General features: G+C 69.6%; 16 protein-coding genes. 10 read left to right on the plus strand and 6 right to left on the minus strand.

Going from position 1 to position 19,706, the window contains the following annotated elements; translation table 11 throughout:
- Positions 1-26 precede the first annotated feature (26 nt).
- The gene (locus tag P3102_RS18210) at positions 27-797 is read left to right on the plus strand and encodes an ESX secretion-associated protein EspG (RefSeq protein ID WP_276370832.1); all 771 of its coding nucleotides are present in this window, start codon (positions 27-29) and stop codon (positions 795-797) included.
- Between the two features lie 340 nt (positions 798-1,137).
- Here the strand turns inward: P3102_RS18210 and P3102_RS18215 are convergent, their stop codons facing one another.
- Positions 1,138-2,631 carry an alpha/beta hydrolase gene (locus P3102_RS18215; protein ID WP_276370834.1) on the minus strand — a complete coding sequence of 498 codons (1,494 nt, stop codon included), beginning with the start codon at positions 2,629-2,631 and terminating at the stop codon, positions 1,138-1,140.
- 109 nt (positions 2,632-2,740) lie between these two features.
- Here P3102_RS18215 and P3102_RS18220 point away from each other — a divergent pair, with 109 nt between their 5' ends.
- The 3 genes from P3102_RS18220 (at position 2,741) to P3102_RS18230 (ending at position 8,559) form a co-directional block, all read left to right on the plus strand.
- Complete coding sequence (locus tag P3102_RS18220) at positions 2,741-3,463, plus strand: MerR family transcriptional regulator (protein WP_276370836.1); 723 nt, start codon at positions 2,741-2,743, stop codon at positions 3,461-3,463.
- A gap of 2 nt (positions 3,464-3,465) precedes the next feature.
- Positions 3,466-4,128 carry a hypothetical protein gene (locus tag P3102_RS18225; protein WP_276370838.1) on the plus strand — a complete coding sequence of 221 codons (663 nt, stop codon included), beginning with the start codon at positions 3,466-3,468 and terminating at the stop codon, positions 4,126-4,128.
- A 78-nt stretch (positions 4,129-4,206) separates the two neighbouring features.
- Positions 4,207-8,559 (plus strand): HAD-IC family P-type ATPase, encoded by a 4,353-nt coding sequence (locus P3102_RS18230; protein WP_276370840.1) that lies wholly within the window; start codon positions 4,207-4,209, stop codon positions 8,557-8,559.
- Positions 8,560-8,617: 58 nt separating this feature from the next.
- On the opposite strand, the gene P3102_RS18235 is transcribed toward P3102_RS18230, so the two are convergent.
- The gene (locus P3102_RS18235; RefSeq protein WP_276370842.1) at positions 8,618-8,983 is read right to left on the minus strand and encodes a hypothetical protein; all 366 of its coding nucleotides are present in this window, start codon (positions 8,981-8,983) and stop codon (positions 8,618-8,620) included.
- Positions 8,984-9,270: 287 nt separating this feature from the next.
- Positions 9,271-9,693, minus strand: coding sequence for a glycogen operon protein GlgX (locus P3102_RS18240; protein ID WP_276370844.1), 423 nt, complete (start codon positions 9,691-9,693; stop codon positions 9,271-9,273).
- 156 nt (positions 9,694-9,849) lie between these two features.
- Here P3102_RS18240 and P3102_RS18245 point away from each other — a divergent pair, with 156 nt between their 5' ends.
- The 4 genes from P3102_RS18245 to P3102_RS18260 all read left to right on the plus strand — a co-directional run bounded on the left by P3102_RS18245 (position 9,850) and on the right by P3102_RS18260 (position 14,001).
- Positions 9,850-10,584: a TetR family transcriptional regulator gene (locus P3102_RS18245; protein ID WP_276370846.1), complete on the plus strand. Its 735-nt coding sequence runs from the start codon at positions 9,850-9,852 to the stop codon at positions 10,582-10,584.
- A 52-nt stretch (positions 10,585-10,636) separates the two neighbouring features.
- A complete protein-coding gene (locus P3102_RS18250; protein WP_276370848.1) occupies positions 10,637-11,878 on the plus strand; it encodes a histidine kinase in 1,242 nt (413 codons plus the stop codon).
- A complete protein-coding gene (locus P3102_RS18255) occupies positions 11,875-12,537 on the plus strand; it encodes a response regulator transcription factor (protein WP_276370850.1) in 663 nt (220 codons plus the stop codon). The genes P3102_RS18250 and P3102_RS18255 overlap by 4 nt, the downstream gene beginning before the upstream one ends.
- Positions 12,538-12,639: 102 nt before the next feature.
- Positions 12,640-14,001: a glycosyltransferase 87 family protein gene (locus tag P3102_RS18260; protein WP_276370852.1), complete on the plus strand. Its 1,362-nt coding sequence runs from the start codon at positions 12,640-12,642 to the stop codon at positions 13,999-14,001.
- A gap of 512 nt (positions 14,002-14,513) precedes the next feature.
- Here the strand turns inward: P3102_RS18260 and P3102_RS18265 are convergent.
- Positions 14,514-15,596, minus strand: coding sequence for an epoxide hydrolase family protein (locus P3102_RS18265; protein WP_276370854.1), 1,083 nt, complete (start codon positions 15,594-15,596; stop codon positions 14,514-14,516).
- 111 nt (positions 15,597-15,707) lie between these two features.
- Here P3102_RS18265 and P3102_RS18270 point away from each other — a divergent pair, with 111 nt between their 5' ends.
- Together P3102_RS18270 and P3102_RS18275 are read left to right on the plus strand one after the other, a co-directional pair.
- Complete coding sequence (locus P3102_RS18270; protein WP_276370855.1) at positions 15,708-16,178, plus strand: MarR family transcriptional regulator; 471 nt, start codon at positions 15,708-15,710, stop codon at positions 16,176-16,178.
- 385 nt (positions 16,179-16,563) lie between these two features.
- Positions 16,564-17,709 carry a hypothetical protein gene (locus P3102_RS18275; protein ID WP_276370857.1) on the plus strand — a complete coding sequence of 382 codons (1,146 nt, stop codon included), beginning with the start codon at positions 16,564-16,566 and terminating at the stop codon, positions 17,707-17,709.
- A 19-nt stretch (positions 17,710-17,728) separates the two neighbouring features.
- Here the strand turns inward: P3102_RS18275 and P3102_RS18280 are convergent, their stop codons facing one another.
- Both P3102_RS18280 and P3102_RS18285 read right to left on the minus strand, forming a co-directional pair.
- Positions 17,729-18,241: a CGNR zinc finger domain-containing protein gene (locus tag P3102_RS18280; protein ID WP_276370859.1), complete on the minus strand. Its 513-nt coding sequence runs from the start codon at positions 18,239-18,241 to the stop codon at positions 17,729-17,731.
- Positions 18,242-18,445: 204 nt separating this feature from the next.
- Positions 18,446-19,573, minus strand: coding sequence for a tyrosine-type recombinase/integrase (locus tag P3102_RS18285; protein ID WP_276370860.1), 1,128 nt, complete (start codon positions 19,571-19,573; stop codon positions 18,446-18,448).
- Between the last annotated feature and the right edge of the window lie 133 nt (positions 19,574-19,706).

Here is a 19,706-nt window from a genome sequence, read left to right on the forward strand (position 1 = left end):
CACAGCGGCACCAAGGGAGGGGGGCCATGGCACGGCGTTCGGGTAGTTCGGCGGGCATCGTCTTGTCACATCTGGAATTCGATCTGCTGTGGGCGGATCTCGGAAACGGTGACCTGCCGTATCCGCTCGATGTGGCTTCGCACGGCGAGACCATGGAGGAACGGGCAGACCTGGGCGAACGCGTCTTCACGGGGTTGGCCGAGGCCGGTTTCACCAGCGGTGACGACCTCGATCCCGCACTCGAGGACCTGTTCGTTCTGCTGGGCTCACCGGCCCTGTCGGTGGACGCGCTGGTGCTCGGCGAACAACCGTGGCGGATGCTCGCCGCCGTCCGCGGTGTCCACGGCGTGCTGGCGGTGCTCGATGACAAGGACCTGGTCCTGGAACCGATGCGCGCGATCGAGCTGGTGCCCACCGTCGGCCGGATGCTCGGCGACGGCGTGCCGGGCCCTGGCGAACAGATCCGCCTGCCACGAGCCGCCTTTTCCGCGGCAATGGACGGCTTCGCGAAAGCGGGTTACGACGGGTTCGAACGCGCGCTGGCCGAAGCCGGGATCACCGGGCGGAGCGTGCGGCCGCTGGCGACCATGGTGACCGCCGCCCGGTACGGCGCAGGGCAGCTCGCGGCCAACGGCAGCCGCGGCCGGAGCCCGGTACTGAGCTGGTTCGACACCGAAGCGGGCCGCTACGTCGTCACCCATGAGAACGTCGGCGGTGAGCCGTGGGTGATGGTCACCCCGGCCGACGCCGGTCGGCTCGCCGAGCGACTCGGCACCCTGATCGAAGACGTCTCGTGACCGGGAACGCGAGGCGGGCAAGGCGAAGGCGTCGGTGATGTCGTCCACAACGGACTCACCGGTGTCGAGCGCCACCGCGGTCGTCTCCCCGGTGAGAGCGCGCCGTGATCGAAGTGGAGCCCGATCGGTTCCCGTACAGGTCGACGGTCACCGTGAGTCCACCGGCGCGGGCCTCATCGGGTTACCGCCGCCAGCCTGCCTGTCACGGTAGTCGGTGTCGGCGTGCCCGCGTCTTCTTCGGCCGCGCTGAGCCGGTAGCCGCCGGTCATCGTGGTGCCTCAGCGGCCGGTCGCTCAGGCGGGAGGGCCCAAGACCGCGCCTGTGCCCTCCCGCCGACAGATCACGAGCAGTACACGTCGCGCCTCGGCAGCTTTCCCGACATCAGGAAGTTCGTCGTGGTGTTCAGCGCGCAGGCGTTGTCGCCCAGGACGTACACGCCGTGGCCACTGGCGTCCACGGTCACCAGCCGCGAACGGGCACCGAACTTCTCGTCGATCAGCTGCCCGCCCCGCAGCGGTGTCGCCGGGTCCCGCCGGTTCTGCACGACCAGCACGTTCTCCGGCCCCTTGTCCGTGACCGCCACCGGGGGCTCGGCCGGTGCGTAGGGCCAGAACGCGCACGGCGTGATGTTGGCTCCGGCGGCGCCGTAGAGGGGGTACCGCTCACGGTCTTCGGCCACACCTCGTTGATAGGTGCGCACGTTCGAAGGCCAAGCGACGTCGTTGCACGTCACCGCGAGGAACACCGACCACGGGTTGTCCGTCGGCGACGGCGCGGCCGCGGGGGACAAGCGCTTCGCCTCGGCGGCGACGCGTCCCGCCGTCGCCTTGTCGCCGTCACGGACCGACTGCCACCACTGCGCCGTCTGTCCGTACCTCGTCTTCCCGTAGAGACCCGCGAACGTGGCCAGCCGGAACAACCGCCCGTCGAGGCCGTTCACCGGCGTCTTGTCCAGTTTCTCCGCCAGCGCGAAGTACGTTCTGCGCATCTCGGCGGCTGTACGGCCGAGACCGTAGGACTCGTGCCGTGCCGCCACCCACTTCGCGAAGTCCGGGAAGGTCTCCTCGGCGCCCAGCCCGAACCTGCGCAGCCCCTCGCGATCGAGGTGGGTGTCGCCGACGTTGCTGTCGAGCACGATCCGGTCGGACTTCTCGGGGAACATCGAGGCGTACGCCGCACCGAGCGCGGAGCCGTACGAATACCCCAGGAAGCTGGTCTTCTCTTCACCGAGCGCGACCCGGATCCGGTCGAGATCCCTCGCCATGTTCGCCGTCGTGATGTGCCGCAGCCTGCCGTCCTTGTCGTTCGCGGCACACTGGGTGGCCACCCCTTCGGCGATCTTCGCCTGCTCGACGACCGCCGCTTCGTCCACCGCGTACGGCGGGATGTTGCCCAGGTACTCCTGCTCGGCCGTGAATCCGCAGCTCACCGGAGCGCAGTGCCCGATGCCTCTGGTGTCCATGCCGATCACGTCGTAGCGGTCCAGGACACTCGCGGGCATGCCGTGCGAGGCGAGATCCGCGGGGAACGACAGTCCCGACCCACCCGGACCACCCGGGTTCAGCATGAGCACACCTCGCCGCGCCGCCGGTTTCGTGCCGGCCAGCCGGGAGATCACGACGTCGATCCGCGCGCCCTCCGGCGTCCGGTAGTCCAGCGGCACCGGCACGGTGGCGCACTGCAGCACGATGCCCGCGGGCACCACCACGTCCTCCGGACACGCGCCCCACGTCAGCGTCTTCCCCGGCTCGGCCGCCCCGGCCGGCGCCGCGAACAGCGGCACCGTGAGGCCGAGGAGCACGGCCAGTGCCCCAATTCGTTTCCGTCTCGACATCTTTCCCCGATCTCGAAGTGATCACCGACGGGCGTATTCGAGACCGTGCCCTCGGGGCATGGTCAAGCCGCTTGACCGTGCCCCTGGGGCACGGTGTCCAATGCGGGGGATGTCCTGGAGCACACGGGAGCTGGCGGAACTGGCCGGTACGACGGTGAAGACCGTCCGTTACTACCACCGGATCGGGCTGCTCGACGAGCCCGAACGAGCGCACAACGGCTACAAGCGGTACCGCGTCGAGCATTTGGTCCGGTTGCTGCGGATCCGGCGGCTGGTGGACCTCGGTGTGCCGTTGGCCGAGATCCCGGCGATGGCGGGCTCGGACGAGCGCACGGAGCAGACACTGCGCGCGCTGGACGAGGAATTGCGGGCGAGCATCGAACGGCAGCAGCGGATGCGCGACGAGCTGGCGTTGATCCTGCGCCGCCGCAACCTGGTGGACCTGCCACCGGGCTTCGACGGGAACGTCGAGGGCATGCCGGAGGAGGAACGGGCGTTGATGATGATCTTTTCGACCGTGCTGGATCCGGCGACGATGGCTTCGCTGCACGAGCTGCAACCGACGTCCCGGCCCGCCGTGCAGACGGAGTTCGACGCGCTTCCCCCGGACGCCGACGACGCGACGCGGCAGCGTGTTGCCGAGGACCTCGCGCCACTGGCCCGCAGTCAGTACGAAGCCCGGCCCGGCCTGCTGGACGCGAAGACGTGGGAAGCCCTCACCAAGCCGGTCGTTCTCCACGGAGTGGCGGATCTGTACAACCCGGCCCAGCTGGACGTCCTGCAGCGCGTGAACGCGCTCCTCGACCTCACTCCACCGGAAGGGACGCCCTGATCATGGTCAAGGAACTCAAGCGACGGTGGCGGCTGTCCAGGGTCCGGGCCGGGGACGGCTCCGCGCTGGTCGACTACCGCCGATGGCAGCTCTTCTCCCGTTCGCTGTTCTTCCTCGAGCTCGAAACACACGTCTACGCGGTCGACGTCCGGTACCTCGCCGACGCCAAGACCCGGAAGCAGCACGAAGACGCGGCCGGAAGAAGTCCCGCCGCGCTGTACCGGGACGGCGTCCAGCTCTTCCGGTCCAACCTTCCGGCGGCGTTCCCCGTGCCGGGAGGCGTCGTCGAAGTCGCCACCAGCGCGGTCGGCCTGAAGCGCATGCACTTCGTCCCCGACCACGGCGTCGAGCGGGCACTGCGTCCTCATCCTCGTTCGCAGGAAGGACTGCGGGCGCGGTTCGGGCGGCGGTTCCCCCGCACCAGTGCCGCGATCGGCGCGATCTCGCTCGTGGTCCTGCTGATCGCGCTCGTCGTCGGCCTGCTCCAGGGCGCGGAGGCCGTCACGAAGATCCCCGTCGTCGCCGGACACGTCGGGACGTTCACCTCACCGGTCCGGCCGCCGCAATGGGCGAAGATCACGCTCAGCGTGGCGGGAGTCTTCTGTGCCATCGAACGCGCGCTGAGGCTCCGGTACAACCGGTTGATCGACTCCGTCACCTCTTGAGGTGGTACGGGGGTTCGACGTTCCGGGGCTCGGGTACTCGGTGAGATCGACAAGACACCGAGCGTGAGGAGATGCCGCATGCGGCGGACGGACCTGGAGACCGTGGACGTGCTGGGTGTCGCCTTCCCCAAACCGTCACGGACGCTGGGGCGGGTCGCCCGGGGGCTGGCCGGGCTGGCGCTTGTTCCGCTGGAAGGCATCCCGGGGCGCGGACCGCGGCGGGCGGTCTGGTCGTGTCCCGGCAGGCTCTACATCGAGACACACGGTGTGAAAGGGCCGGACGGCGCCCGCGTCGCCCGGCGGGTGGAACGAGCCTTGGCGGAGCTCCCCGGCGTGCGATGGGCGCAGGTGAACGCGCCGACGTCGCGCGTGGTCGTCGCGGTCGGAGATCCGGAGCCGCGGCGCCTGGACCTGATCCGCGCGGTCGAGCGAGCCGAGGCCGAGCCTGCTTCCGACGCCGAACGCGTCGAGGAGGACGAACTCCACCATCCGGCGGACGGCACCACGGCGACCCGGCTGCCGTCCACGCTCGCCGCCGACGCCGCCGGGCTGATGCTGTCGGTGGCCACGAAGATCATGCCGTGGGCGCCGTTGCCGACGGAGGTCGCGGCGCTGGCGTCCTTCGTCGACCTGCACCCGCGGTTGCGTGCCGTGGCGGACCGGAAGCTGCGCGGACGGGAGCGGGCGGATTCGGCCACCTCCATCGGAGCGGCGCTGGTCCATGGTCTCGCGGCCCGCAGCGAAGGAACGGTTCTGGACATCATGGTCCGGAGCACCCAATGGCGGGAGGCCAAGGCGCATCAGCGAGCCTGGTGTGCGGCCGAGTCCAAGCTGGTCGGGCAGCGCGAGCACGCCGGCGCCGAATCGGTGGAGAGCGAACGACCGTGGCCGCTCCCGGAAAGTGCCGCCGACCGGCACGCGCGCCGGTCCATCGCCGCCGGGACCGCGGCCGCCGCGGTGACCCTGCCGTTCGTCGGACCGAGGCGTGCCGCCGCGGTCGGGATCGCCGCGTTGCCCAAGGCTCCCGCCAACGGCGCGGCCGCTTTTTCCGCCCAGCTGGGCCAGGTCCTGGCCAGGCGAGGAGCGCTGGTGATGGACCGGTCCGTGCTGCGCCGGCTCGACCTGCTCGACACGATCGTCATCGACACCACGGCGCTCGGCGCGGGGGCAAACGTACTCAGCGATCTGGTCCCGTTGCCCGGTGGTGACCCGGTGGACCTGACGGCCGCCGCTTTCGCCCTGTTCGACCCGGAAAAGCCCGAGGTGATCCGGCGGGACGGCGAATGGACACTCGGCCCGGTCGACGAGCTGGACGTCACCGCCGGCGAGCGATTCCCCGAACGGCAGCGAATGCTGGACCAGGGCGCCCAGCTGGTGCTGGGCCTGGTCCGTGACGGGCGGCCGGCGGGGCTGCTCGCCGTCACGCAGGAGCTCTCGCCCGACGTGGACGCGTTGGCGGCCGCGGCCGCGTCCGCCGGGGTGCGGGTGGTCCAGACCGACGACGGCGTGGTACTCGACGCCGTCCGCGAACTCCAGGCGTGCGGTGGCGTGGTCATGCTGGTCTCCGATGACCGCCGGGCGCTGGGGGCGTCCGACTGCGGAGTCGGGGTGCACGAGGACGGAACTCCTCCGCCGTGGGGCGCACATGTGCTGATCGGCCGGGACGTCGGCACGGCCGTCCTGCTCGTCGAGGCGATCACCGCCGCCAAGGCGGTCGTCCGCGACTCGACCATGATCGCGACCGCGGCCGGCGGAATCGGAGGCGTGACCGCGCTCAGCGCCCGCCGCAGGCCTGCGGCGAGTGCCCTTCGCGCGGTGAACGCCGGGGCGTTCATGGCCTTCAGTGACGGGATCTGGCGTGCTCGCACGCTCACCGGCGAGCGGAAGGCTCCTTCCTCGGGCCGCGTCGCGCCGCCGTGGCATTTGATGCCGGCGGACCTCGTACTCGGCCGGCTCGGCTCGGGTCCGCGTGGTCTGGACGAACGTGAGGCCCGGCGGCGGGCGCCCGCCGATCGTGCGGGCGGCGAAGGCACCGCCGGCACGAGCATCGCGAAGGCGTTCATGGCCGAGCTCGCCAATCCGCTGACGCCGGTCTTGGCCGGTGGGGCGGCGGTTTCGGCCGCGGTGGGCTCTCCGGTCGACGCCGCGCTGGTCGCCGGGATCGTCGGGGTGTCCGCGTTGATCGGCAGCGTGCAGCAGGTGCACACCGATCGCGCGCTGGCCGGGCTCTTCGAACGGTCCGCGACGGTGACCACCGTCGTGCGCGACGGTGCCGAGCGGCAGATCGTCGCCGACGCGCTGGTGCGGGGTGACGTGGTGTCGCTGCGGTCCGGTGACGTCGTGCCCGCGGACTGCCGGGTGCTCGAAGCGACCGGCGCGGAACTCGACGAGTCCTCGCTGACCGGGGAGTCGCTGCCGGTGTCGAAGACTCCGGCGCCGGTCGTTGCCGCGGAAATCGCCGAGCGGGCGTCGATGCTGTACGAAGGCACCACGGTCGCCGCGGGCAAGGTGTCCGCCGTCGTCGTCGCGACCGGAGACGACACCGAGGTCGGGCGGGGATTGGCCGCCGCACGCGGCGCCGCCCCCGAGACCGGGGTCGAAGCCCGGCTCGCCTCGCTCACCAAGCAGGCCTTGCCGGTCGCGGTCGGCTCGGCGGTCGCCGTCGCGGGCGCCGGACTGGTCCGCGGTGTGCCGCTGCGGCAAAGTGTCGGGGCGGCGGTGAACCTCGCGGTCGCGTCGGTACCGGAAGGCCTGCCGTTCCTGGTGAACGCGGCACAGCTGGCGGCCGCCCGCAGACTCGCCGAACATGGCGCGCTCGTCCGCAATCCGCGCACCATCGAAGCCCTCGGGCGGGTCGACGTCCTCTGTTTCGACAAGACCGGCACGCTCACCGAAGGCAAGCTCAGCGTCAGCCAGATCGACGACGGCAGGACCGCCGCCGCGGTGAGGCGACTGAGGAAGAGCCACCAGGCGGTGCTGGCCGCGGCCGTCCGCGCGACACCTCGGGCGGAGAACCCCGAGGAACTCCCGCATCACACGGATCAAGCCGTTCTCGAGGGCGGCATCATCGCGGGCGTCGACGCCGGCGACTGGGAGAAGACCGATGCGATCCCGTTCGAGCCGTCACGGGGATTCCACGCGACAAACGGGAAGTTCGGCGACCGGTACCTGATGTGCGTCAAGGGCGCGCCGGAGACCGTCCTTCCCCGGTGCACCCAGCACGGTGACCGGCCGATGAGTTCCGACGGGCGGGATCGGCTGGAGAAGCGGGTGGGCCTCCTGGCCGCCGCCGGGCACCGCGTACTCGCCGTCGCCGAGAAGACCTTGTCCGCAAAGGACTTTTCCGAAGACGACGTCGACGGTCTCCGGCTGCTCGGCTTCGTCGCCTTGGCGGATCCGGTGCGGGACAGTGCCGCACCGGCGGCCGAACGGTTGCGCGAGGCCGGAGTTCGCACGGTGATGATCACCGGCGATCATCCGGCCACCGGCGAGGCCGTCTCCGAGGAGATCACCGGCCGCAACGGCGACACCAAGGTGCTCACCGGCGCGCGGATCGACGAACTCGCCGACGAGGAACTCGATCGGGAACTCGCCGACGTCGACGTGATCGCCCGGTGCAGCCCGGCGCAGAAGGTCCGGATCATCCAGGCGTACCAGCGTGGTGGCCGGGTCGTCGCGATGACCGGCGACGGCGCGAACGACGCGCCCGCCATCCGGCTCGCCGACGTCGGGATCGCGCTCGGACAGCGGGGCACGGCCGCGGCGAGGGCGGCCGCGGACCTCGTGGTGACCGACGACCGGCTGGAGACGATCGTCGCCGCGCTGGTGGAAGGCCGGGCGATGTGGGCGTCGGTCCGCGAGGCGCTCGGCATCCTGCTCGGCGGAAACCTGGGGGAGATCGCCTTCACCGTGCTCGGCTCGGTCGTCACCGGGCGCTCCCCGCTCACCGCTCGCCAGTTGCTGCTGATGAACCTGCTCACCGACCTGGCGCCCGCTCTGGCGATCGCGTTGAGCAGGCCGGACAGCGAGACCGTGCCGGAACTGCTGCGCGAGGGACCCAGCGCGTCACTCGGAAACGCCCTCCGGCGCGACATCACCACACGTGCGGTGACCACGACCCTCGGGGCTTCCGTCGCGTGGACCTTGGCGAGGCTGACCGGCAGGCAACGGCGGGCCAGCACGATCGCGCTCGTCTCCCTGATCGGTACCCAACTCGGGCAGACGCTGGCCGTCGGTGGCCGGGACGGCACCGTGCTCGCCGCGGGGCTGGGCTCCGCCGTGCTGCTGGCGATACTGGTCCAGACCCCCGGGGTCAGCCAGTTCTTCGGCTGCACGCCGCTCGGGCCGGTCGGCTGGGGGATCGCGCTGGGCAGTGCCGGAGCGGCGAGCGTCGGCGGCCTGCTGCTCGGGCAGCGAGGCGTCGAAACGTAGCGGTGGTGGCCCCTTCCCTCGGCTGTGCCGAGGGAAGGGGCTGTGAGACAGCGAGGACTCAGTGGTCCCAGCGAATGCCGATCCGCCAGTTCACCGGGTACTGCAGGGGACCGACGGTCAGGGTGTAGTAGCTGGCAGGCAGCACACAGGATTGCGTCTTCGCCGGGGCGTGGATGTAACCACCACCCGAGCACTTGCCGATCGTCCACTTGAACCAGTGGTCGGGCGAGCCGGGTGCCGCGCTGGCGTCGAGATCCACGTGAATGGTCCCGCCGGGGAAGAAGCCCGACGCGAGCGAGCAGCTTGTAGTCGTGTAACACTCCTTCGGCCCCGCACCGCCGGCCGCGTGGGCCGCACCGGCTCCCGCGATCGCGGTGCCCAGTACGGTTCCGGCCACGAGCGCGGCCGCTCCGATCTTCTTCACTATGACTCCCCAGTCAGGTTTTCTTCGCCTCGTGGCGATTTCCTGGAGACCCTACTGGACCAGGACGAGCCTGTACGGACTTTCGCCTTTTCGCCTGGCGGCCACGGCTGGTCCACTGTGGACGAGTCATGGCGGATGTTTCAGGAAGCGGGTTCCACCGCCGTCTCGGACGCCGCTTTCCTGCCGCGCATCTCGGGTACGACGGCCGAACACAAGATCGACCGAAGCATCCTGTCCGATTCGGACGGTGGAGCCGTTGCTCCTCCCGGCCCAGGCGACCGCGAGCGCTACCGGGGCCGGACGCCCGCGAGGACGGCGTCCAGGCTCGGAAGCCAGCGCTGCCGGGGGTCCGGTGCCGAGAGCCATTCCGCGTGGGCTTCGGCGCGTCCGGAGTCGACCGGCAAGGGAAGCAGTGCGCCCCAGGCGAGCACTTCGACGTGTGGTGGCAGGGAGATCCGAGGCGGGATCAGCCCGTCGGACTCGGCGAGGATGGCCACGCGCGGGCCCTGCTGGGTCAGCACCGCGATGGCGGGACCCTCGCAGCCGGTCTCGGCGAGCCGGGTGAGGACCTGGGCACCGTTGATCTTGGGCAGGGTCACCGCGCAGATCCCGCTTCCCAGCACCAGGAACGGCTGCGTGCCACGCCATTTCAGGGACCAGCCGAAGAGACGGCTGTAGAACGCGTCGCCCCGTGGGCGGATCGAATCCACCGAACCCACTGACGAGCGGGACTCGATCGGAAGCACTTGCTGGTCCAGCGACATCGTCGGCGCCTTCCGGACGGCGGACGGGACACGACGGCCCCAGGAGCACCGTCAGCGTAACGGCACTCAGTGCCACTAGCAAGTGGCTGCTACCGTCCCGCTATGACCGATTCGCCGCGCCGGGCGCCGGTGACCAGGGCCGGGGCGACCCCCGCGGGCCGCCGCCGGTTGCGCCGCGCCCTCGCCGCCGCGGCCGTGGACCTGTTCGTGGCCAAGGGCTACGAGGCCACCACGGTGGACGAGATCGCGGCCGCCGCGGGGGTGGGCCGCCGGACGTTCTTCCGGTATTTCGACGCCAAGGACGACGTGCTCTTCGCCAACCACGACGAGATCGTGGCCGAAATGGAGGAGACGTTCGCCGCCGCGGCTCCCGATCGCGACCCGGTGGAGGTGGCCTGCGCCGCCGTCGGCCTGGTCCTCGACTCCTACGCCGCGGAACTCGACGTCTCACTCAAGCGGTTCACCCTGACGCGGACGGTGCCTTCGTTGCGGGACAAGGAAGTCGCGACCGTCGACCGCTACCAGCGGGTGCTCGCCCGTTACCTGGGGGCACGGTTCACGGAGCAGGGCGACGAGACGGCGAGCCTGCGCGCGGCCGTGGCCGCCGCGGCGATCGCGGCCGCCAACAACCACGTGCTCCGGCGTTGGCTGCGCAGTGGCGGGCAGGACGACATCGCGGCCAGCGCGGCGGAGGCCTTCGCGCTGGTCATCGACGCGTTCAGGGCCGAACCCGACGCAGCGGACGACGCCGAAACGACGGTGGTCGCCGTCTTGACCACGGCGACCCCGCTGCACGCCGTCATCGCCAAGGTGAACGCCGCTTTGAACGAGTCGTAGCCCTCTTTGGCACTCAGTGCCATGACGGGAGTCGAAGGTAGGGTGACTTCCGATGATCACCCGACAACGCCTGCGAGCGTGGTGGGATGCCCTGCGCTACACGGCATTCACCGGAACCGACGCCCCGCCGGAGCGTTCGGCGGGGTTGCGCTGGCTGCGTGCGCTGGCGATCGCCGGATGCGGACTCTGGGCGGGTTTCGTCACGTTCTCGACCGTCTCGGTGTCGCCTCCCGCGAAGACGTTCAACGTGCTCGTCACCGTGCTGCCCTGCCTGCTCGCGGTGCGTTCGCCGCTGTGGGGATGGCGCACGCTGATCGCCGGCGTCGTGAGCACCCCGCTCACCCTGCCCGGCATCGCCGCCTCCTGGGGCTGGCCGTGGGCGCCGGGCCTCGCGCTCACCGCGGCGCTCGTCTTCTACCTCGTGGGGGAGAGCAACGATCAGGCGGAACTGACCTGGGCGGGACTGATCTCGTTCGGTGCCGCCACGCCCTTCCTGAAGGATTGGCGTGACGCGGCGCTGCTCGTGCTGCTGGGCGGGATCGCGTTCTTCCTCGGCAACACGGTCCGGCAGCGGAGGCTCGCCGAAGAAGAACGCGCGGCACAACAGGAACGCCGGCTCGCCCAGGAGACCCGGGCGGCCCTCCTGGAAGAACGTGCCGGCATCGCGAGGGAGCTGCACGACGTGGTCGCGCACCACATGTCCGTACTCGCGGTGCGCGCGGACTCGGCGCGGTTCCGGTTCGCCGATCCGGCCAAGGCCGGCCGTGAAGCCGAGATCTGGCAGGAGTTCGCCGATCTCGCCGGAACCGCCCGTGAAGGACTGACCGAGCTGCGCAGGCTGCTCGGCGTACTCCGCTCCGAGGAGCACGCGCTGCCGACTTCGCCGCAGCCGGGACTGGGCAGGGTGGTCGAACTCGTGGAGGGGGTGAGGGCCGCCGGCACGGCGTGCGAACTCCACCTGCGGGGCGACCTCGACACCGTCCCGGTCGGGGTCGCGTTGTCGGTGTTCCGGATCGTGCAGGAGGCCCTCAGCAACGCGATCCAGCACGCTCCAGGGGCGCCGATCTCCGTCGGACTCACCGCCGGGCCGGAGTCCGTCCGGCTGCTCATCGAGAACGGCCCCGGCGACGGTCCGAGAAGGACGGAACGGACCGGGAGCGGACACGGTTTGCTGGGCATGCGGGAGCGGGCGGCTATGCTCGCGGCTGATCTTGAGACAGGGGAGCGGCCGGACGGTGGTTTCCTCGTCGCGCTGACCGTTCCGCTCGATCGTGAGGGGCATCCGCAACCGTGATCTCGGTGGTCATCGCCGACGACCAGACCATGGTCAGGCAGAGTTTCCGCGCCGTGCTCGACGCACAGCCCGACATGCGGGTGCTGGGGGAGGCCGCGGACGGGAACACCGCCGTCGCGCTGTGCGCGGAACTCGCACCGGACGTCGTGCTGATGGACGTACGCATGCCCGAACTCGACGGGATCGAGGCGACCCGGCGGGTCGTGGCGGAACGGCAAGCAGTGCGCGTGCTGATCCTCACCACCTTCGACATCGACGAATACGTGTTCGGCGGGCTGCGGGCGGGCGCCAGCGGCTTCCTGCTGAAGGACTCCCCGCTCGACGACCTGGTCACCGCGGTCAGGGTGGTGGCCGCCGGCAATGCGTTGTTCGCGCCGACGATCACCAGGCGGTTGATCGGCGAGTTCACCCGCACCCACGCCTCGGCGCACTCGGGTCATTCCCTCGTGACCGAGCTGACCGCGCGTGAGACGGAAGTGCTCCGGCTGGTCGCTCGCGGCCTCTCCAACACGGAGATCGCCCAAGCGCTGGTCATTGCGGAACAGACGGCGAAATCCCATGTCAGCAGAGTTTTCGCCAAGCTCGGGGTGCGTGATCGTGCGCAAGCGGTCATGGTCGCGTACGAGGCGGGGCTGGTCGTGCCGGGAACCACGCCCTGATACCGGGGTAGGGGCAGGCGAGAAACCGGGTACCGGGGTAGCGGCGCCAAGACGGTTCCCCGGGGCGATGTCTCCTGGCGTGGTTCCGGAGATCGTTCCCCCATGAAGTGGTCACGAGGGCGACGCCTCGACCCGGCGCTGATCGTGGTCGGCGCAGCGATGATGGTGTGCGCCTTGGTGGCGCTCGGCTGGTGGATCCGGGAGCTTCCCCTCGGCGTCGATTCGGCGGTGTACCGGGCAGGCGGGTTCGCCGTGGTGCGAAAAGAAAGTCTCTACTCGCCCTTGCGGGCGCTCCCCGGCTGGGCGCCTGAGCTGCCGTTCACCTACCCACCGTTCGCCGCGCTGCTGTTCAGCTCACTGACCGCGCTGCCCACCCAGCTGTGCTGGGGTCTGCTCGCGCTGGCGGCCGCGCCGTCGCTCTACTTCGCGCTCCGGCCGTTCGCGGACCGGGCCCACCTGCCGCTTCTGTTGCTCGGCGCGTTCGCGCTCCAGCCGGTGTGGCAGACCATCGGTCTCGGGCAGGTGAACCTCGTGCTGATGGCCGCCGTGGTGACGGATCTGCTGCTTCTGCGTGATTCGCGCCGGTGCGGAATCATGATCGGGATCGTCGCGGCCGTCAAACTGGTCCCGCTGATCTTCATCGTCCACCTCTTGGTGGCGCGGCGTACCGCCGACGCGGCACGGGCACTGGCGGCCTTTCTCGGTGCGACGGTGTTCGCGATGGTCGTCCTGCCGGCCGACTCCGTTCGCTTCTGGACATCGGCGATCTTCAACGACCATTTCGCCGAGATGAAGGGCTGGGTGGGAAACCAGTCGTGGCAGGGATTCGTCGCGCGGACCGTCCCGGAAGGACGGACGGCCACGGTGGTGATCGTGGTGTCCGGCGTGGTTTTCGCGGTATTGTCGATGTGGTTCGTGCACCGCCTTCACCGGGCGGGTGACGACCGGGCCGCGGTGCTGGTCACGGCAGGATGCTCCCTGCTGATCAGCCCGATCTCGTGGACCCACCACTGGGTGTGGGTGGTGCCCGCCATCGGCTTCTTCGCCGCCGGGGGGCATCGCGAAGTGGCGCTGGCGGTCGCCGTCGTGTTCACCGGATGGACGGTCGCCGTGGTCCCGGGCGGCGGGGGAGCGGAGCGTGACTGGAACCTCGTACAGGCTTTGATCGGCAACGCCTACCTGCTCACCCTTCTCATCGTGGGATTCTTTCGCCTACCTTGGCGTATAACGCTATATATGCTTGGGCAATTCGTTTCCACGTCTTCACGTTCGAAACGCCAAAATGCCGGCGACGACGCAGACGCGGGTCGCGGCCGGCAGAATCCGGTACACGGTGATCACGCTCCAGGGAATCATGGCAAGCCGACGGCCACCAAGGCGCCGAACAGCGGGGTGGGGCAACGGGTAGTAGAGGACGATTGGGACGAAGATCCGGACCGAGTTCAACGCGGCGGCCGGTGGTGAGCATCCTTCCGGGGCGGCCCACGCGAGGGTCGCGGCGAACGTCAGCGGACCCAGGGCGGCGGTGACCGTGGACTTCGTGTTGAGCGGCCCGGCGACGAACACGACGCCGACCACGATGGCGGCCATCAGTGGGGAGACCCCGGTGAGTCCTTCCCGGTAGGGCTTGAGTTGCTCGTCGGACACCGCGGCGTTCAGCGCGTACCGAACCATTCACCTGCTCATCGCCGCTCAGGCAAGGAATCCGTTCCTGGAGAGGGCGTATCGGTCATTGGGGGAGAGGGGCAGCGGTTCAGGTTGTTCGCGATGCTCGGCTCCGCCAGGGGAGTCGGACGTATGCGCCGGCACATCGAGAACGCCGAGCATCGCGTCCCGGAAGACCGAAAGTTCGTCGAGGCGGCGGAACTCCCGGCGAGAGACTGACCTTCCTTCACCTGTATAACGCCCTATACGATAGGGGTTTGTTGAAATCATTAACGAATTCGAAAAATCTCGCTAGGACAGGACAAGCTTGATCAACCCTTGGCGAGCAAGCCAAGAAAGAAGACTCGGATGTCCTCGGCCAGGAGGTCTGGCACCTCCATCGCGGCGAAGTGCCCGCCACGCTCGAACTCCGACCAGTGTCGGATGTCGTACAGCCGCTCGGCCAGCGATCGCACGGACTGTGTGATGTCGGACGGGAACACCGCGACGCCGAGCGGGACCGGACACGGCTCGGTCCCGCGCGGGGTCTCGTGGTGCAGTCGCGCGGAGGAGGCCGCGGTCGCGGTCAGCCAGTACAGCGAGACGTCGGTGAGCATCCGGTCGTCGCTGACCGGTGAGCGAGGATCCGTCCACTGCGCGAAACGCTCGGCGATCCAGGCCAGTTGGCCGACCGGGGAATCGGTCAGCGCGTAGCCGAGGGTCTGCGGGGTCGCGGCCTGCAAAGCCTGGTACGGCGGTCGATTCGCCATCAGCTGCCGAACCCTGTCCACTCGGGCTTCGTCCTTTCCGGACAGTTCGACACCGGGTTCCGGCCGGGTCGGCAGGTAGTTGACGTGCACGCCGACGACGCGGCCGGGAGCCGCCGAACCGAGCGCGATCGAGATGCCCGAGCCGAAGTCGCCGCCTTGTGCGCCGTAGCGCTCGTAGCCGAGCCTGTGCATCAGTTCGGCCCAGGCGCGCGCGATCCGGGTGACGTCCCAGCCGCGTTCGTGGGTCGGGCCGGAGAAACCGTAACCGGGGATGGACGGAACGACCAGGTGGAAGTTCCGTGACAGTGGCTCGATCACGTCGAGGAACTCCAGGAACGAACCGGGCCAGCCGTGGGTGAGGATCAGTGCGAGCGCGTCCGGATTCGCGGACCGGACGTGGACGAAATGGATGTTCTGGCCGTCGATTTCGGTGGTGAAGTGAGGAAGCTCGTTGAGCTCGGCTTCGTGGGCGCGCCAGTCGTAGCCGGTGCGCCAGTGCTCGGCCAGTTCCTTGAGTCGTGCCAGCGGAAAACCGTAGTCCCAGCCGGCGTCGGCGATCTCGTTGGGCCAGCGGGTGCGGGACAGGCGGTCGTGGAGGTCGTCGAGGTCGGTTTGGGGGATGTCGATGCGGAAGGGCTTGATCACGGTCTTGGCTCCCAGTGGTCATTTGGTGCATAAACATTTAGCTAGTCAACGTTTGGTACCCGAACGATACCGTAATCGTTCGGGTCCCCAACGATTGGTTAGACTCGTCACATGGAGAACTCGTCCGAAGAGATGCCCGTCCGGTGGCAGGGGCTGCCCAGCTGGCTGCTCACGCAGACCGCGAACCACGCGCATCGCCTGGTGACCGACGGGTTCTCCGCCGTCGACGGCCGGGGCTACCACTACCGCGTCCTGGCGACGCTGGAGGAGCTCGGGCCTGCCAGCCAGGCGACTCTGGGCCGTCGCAGCGGAATCCACGTCAGCGAGATGGTCGCGACGATCAACGAGCTCGCCGAACGTGAACTGGTCGAGCGTGCCCCGGATCCCGCCGACCGGCGCCGTAACGTCATCTCGTTGACCACCGCGGGCAAGCGGCAGTTGCGGAAGTTGGAGAAACAGCTGGCCGAGCGCCAGGACGAACTGCTCGAACCGCTGTCACCCGGGGAGCGGGAGCAGCTCAGCGAGCTGCTGTCGAAGCTGCTGGACCACCACGACCGGCGGATCGGCGCTGACCTCTCGTGAGGAGCGATTCGGGTTCTGCTGAGCCTTCTCTCGGGTACCTACTGCGTGACCTGCGGTATTTCTTGCGTGATGCCGCGTGGTGAAGTACCTGAAGGCCCCCTTCGCCTAGGCGCAAGGAAGGGGGCTGGGGAAGGCGTGCAGGAGAAATCCGGAGGCCGACGGCTTCGACCGTCGGAGCCGTGGGCGGGGCGGGGCAACACAAGATCGAGGTTGGCCGCAAGCCTGAGTTGTGGCCTTCACCACCTGGTTCGAGCTGAAAAATCTTCGGGAACGAACGACGAACTGACCTCACATTGTGGACACTCTGATCGTGCTCCGAGAAGTCGACGACCTCGATCGACCCGCTGTTCCCGAGACGGCGCCCCGGCAGGGGCGTCCAGCGCGTATGTTCGAGAGAGTCTTCACGCACCTGTCCTGGTCGCCTTATCCGCGGGCGATCGCGCTGTACGTGGTCATCCGCACGGCGAGTGTCCAGTTGCTGGACCTGCTGGCCGCCCGTCGTGGTGCGACGCTGACCGATCGGCTGACCGCGTGGGACGGTCAGTGGTATCTGCGGCTGGCAGTGCACGGGTACGCGGATCTGCCGGGGACGTTGGACGCGGCGAGGCAGCCGTATTCGGACGCGCCGATGGCGTTCTTCCCGCTGTATCCGAGGCTCGTCGGTGCGGTGATGTGGCTCGGGTCCGACGTCGTGACCGCGGCACTGACGGTGTCGGTGATCGCCGGTCTCGTGCTGGCTTGCGGGCTGATCCGGATCGGGCGTGCGGTGTCGCCGGATGGGGGTGACCGGACCGGGTTGCTGCTGGTGGCGTTGTGGGCCGGGGCGCCGATGGCGATCGTGTTCTCGATGGCCTACACGGAAGCGGTGTTCTGTGCTTTCGCGGTGTGGGCGCTGGTGGGGGTGCTGGAGCGGCGCTGGATGCTGGCCGGGCTGTGCGCTTTCGCGGCCGGGTTGTCCCGGTCGACGGCGGTGGTGCTGGTCGCGGTGGTCGTCGTGGCGGCGGTGATCGCGGTTTTCCGGCACGCCGAGAAGCGCTGGTGGGCGTTGGCGGGAGCGGTGGTCGCGCCGTTGGGGGTGGCGGGCTATCTGGGGTTCGTCGCGTACCGGACGGGCAGTTGGACCGGCTGGCAGGACATCGAGTTGCGGGGCTGGAACACCGAGTTCGATTTCGGGGCGGAGACCGCGGATTCGGTGTTGGTGCGGTTGACCGGGGACGAGTCGGTGTTCAGCACGGTGACGGTGTTGTCGCTGCTGGGCGCGGTGGCGCTGGCGGTGGTGGCGGGGTTCGTCCGGGTGCCGTGGCCGCTGACGCTGTACGGCGTCGGTGTGCTGCTGCTGGCGATCGGGACGCGGGGGCTGCCGGATGCGAAGATCCGGTTCATCCTGCCGGCTTTCCCGCTGCTGATCCCGATCGCGATCGGGTTGTCGAAGCGGCGGACGGTGACGGCGGTGGCGGCGGCGACGGCGTGGGTCGTCCTGGGTGCGTGGTTCTCCGCTCATGCCCTGACGGCCTGGCAGTACGCGATCTAGGCGAACTCACGTGGGGTGGCTAGCTCGCCCGCCGGGTGCGGTGGTCGGCGACGTGGACCCTGGTGGCGCAGCGGGTCGAGCAGAAGCGGCGCCGGCCGTTGCGGGAGACGTCGACGTAGACGGTTTCGCAGCCTTCGCGTGAGCAGACGCCGAAGCGATCCGGGGCGTCGCAGACGAGGTGGGCGAGCCCGCCCGCGGTGTAGGCCCGGATCCGGGAGACGGTGCCGGCGTGGGTGTCGACGTAGTGCAGGTGGGGGGCTTTGCCGTCGTGGGTGGAGATGTAGGGCTTGGACGCGGAGTCGTGGAGCAGCGCGTTGACCAGGTCGACGCGTGCGGCCGGGTCGGCTTCGAAGACGCGTCGGAGTCTTTCGGTCCAGGCGATGATCTCGGTCGATTCGTGCTCCTGTACGGCGGCGACGGTCATGCGGTCCTCGAAGATCGCGGTCAGGGTGGCGGGGCCGGCGGTGTCGCCGAGGTTGACCAGTTCGGCGGCGATCTGCGCCGCCGCTCCGCCGTAAGGGTTGAAGTGCATTGACTCATTACAGCATGATCGGGGCATGGAATCGACCATGTGCCCGCGTTGCGGATGGCCGCTGGCGGAACTGCCGGGAAGCGTGCCGAACACTCAGCGGGTCTCCCAAGGGAGGCTTGAGTACGTCCGGTGTCTGTGCGGGAGCTGGCTCACGCGTGTCGAAGGGGTGGTGATCGGCGCGACGAGGTCCCGGCTGGGGCAGGCTCAGCTCTGACGATGGCGTGCGTCGGCGAGCAACTGCGCGAGCGCGTGCACGGGGGAGGTTTCCAGCTTGTGCCGGTGCGCGTCGTAGCGGTCGCGGGTGGTGCGGATGTCGGCGTGGCCCAGTAGATCCTGGACCTTCTGCACCGGGACGTCGTTGGCGAGCAGCAGGGTTCCGGTGGTGCGCCGCGCGGTGTGCGGGGAGATGGTGTTCGCTTCGGCGAGTCCGGCGGCGCGGGCCTGTGTCCGCAGGAGGAACCAGACATCTCGTTGCGCCAAGGGTTTTCCGCCGGGTTTGGTGCTGTCGTAGCGGTGGGGCATGGTCGCGAGCAGTGGTCCGGTCAGTTCGTCGGGGCGGACCCCGCCGCGGGCGGCGCGCAGGTCGAGGTAGCGGTGCAGCGGGTGCAGGGCGGCGGGTACGAGCGGGACGAAGTCGCGGTGGCCGCCCTTGGCGGTGTAGCGCAGGATCGTGTGCCCGGAGTCGGTGTCGAGGTCGCGTACGGTGGCGGTGGTCAGGCCGGAGACGCGCAGGCCGGTGTAGAACAGGATCGCGACGACGGCGGCGTCGCGCCAGGACGCTTCGGTGTCGTTGGCGCGGGCGCGGTTCTCCATGTGGTTCAGCAGTCTCGCCGTCGACTCGCCGCCGAGGGCCGGTAGTGGCGGGGTCTTGCCGGTTTTGGGCCGGTTGACCGCGGAGACCGGGTTGCGGTCGGCGATGTCGTTGGACTGCAGGTACCGGTACCAGCTGGAGATGCCGGCGAGGGTGCGCGCGACGGTGGAGTCCGCGGCGGGCCGGGGCAGGCCGTCCCTGCCGGTGACGGTGAGGGTGTTCTTCCAGGCGTCGACGTCGGCGCGGCGGGCCGTGAGCGGGTCGAGTCCGGTGCGGGCGCACCAGCCGAGCCAGGCGGCGAGGTCGGCGTAGTAGGCGCGGCGGGTGTGGTCGGTCTTGTCGGTCTCGAGCCAGAGCGTGGTGATGTGCCGGATCGCGTACCGGTCGAGCGGGTCCGCAGGTGGCAGGGCGGGCAGCAGCGCGACGGCTTCGGCGAGGATCTGCCGCCGGTTCTCGGGCCTGGTCTCCGGCAGCCGGGTCGTCGGTGTTTCCGGCGCGGTGGGCACGAGTTCGGCGGACATCGTGATCATCCTAGCCGGGGGACGCGTTTCGTTCCGCTGTCGACAGGGCCGGGAAGCACGGCCGGGCGGTGGTCTCGGGAAAAGCGAGCTGCGGAAAGGCCGGTGGGGCCGCTTCGGGCCCCACCGGCCTTTC

It is taken from the genome of Amycolatopsis sp. QT-25, from assembly GCF_029369745.1.
GTDB lineage: Bacteria > Actinomycetota > Actinomycetes > Mycobacteriales > Pseudonocardiaceae > Amycolatopsis.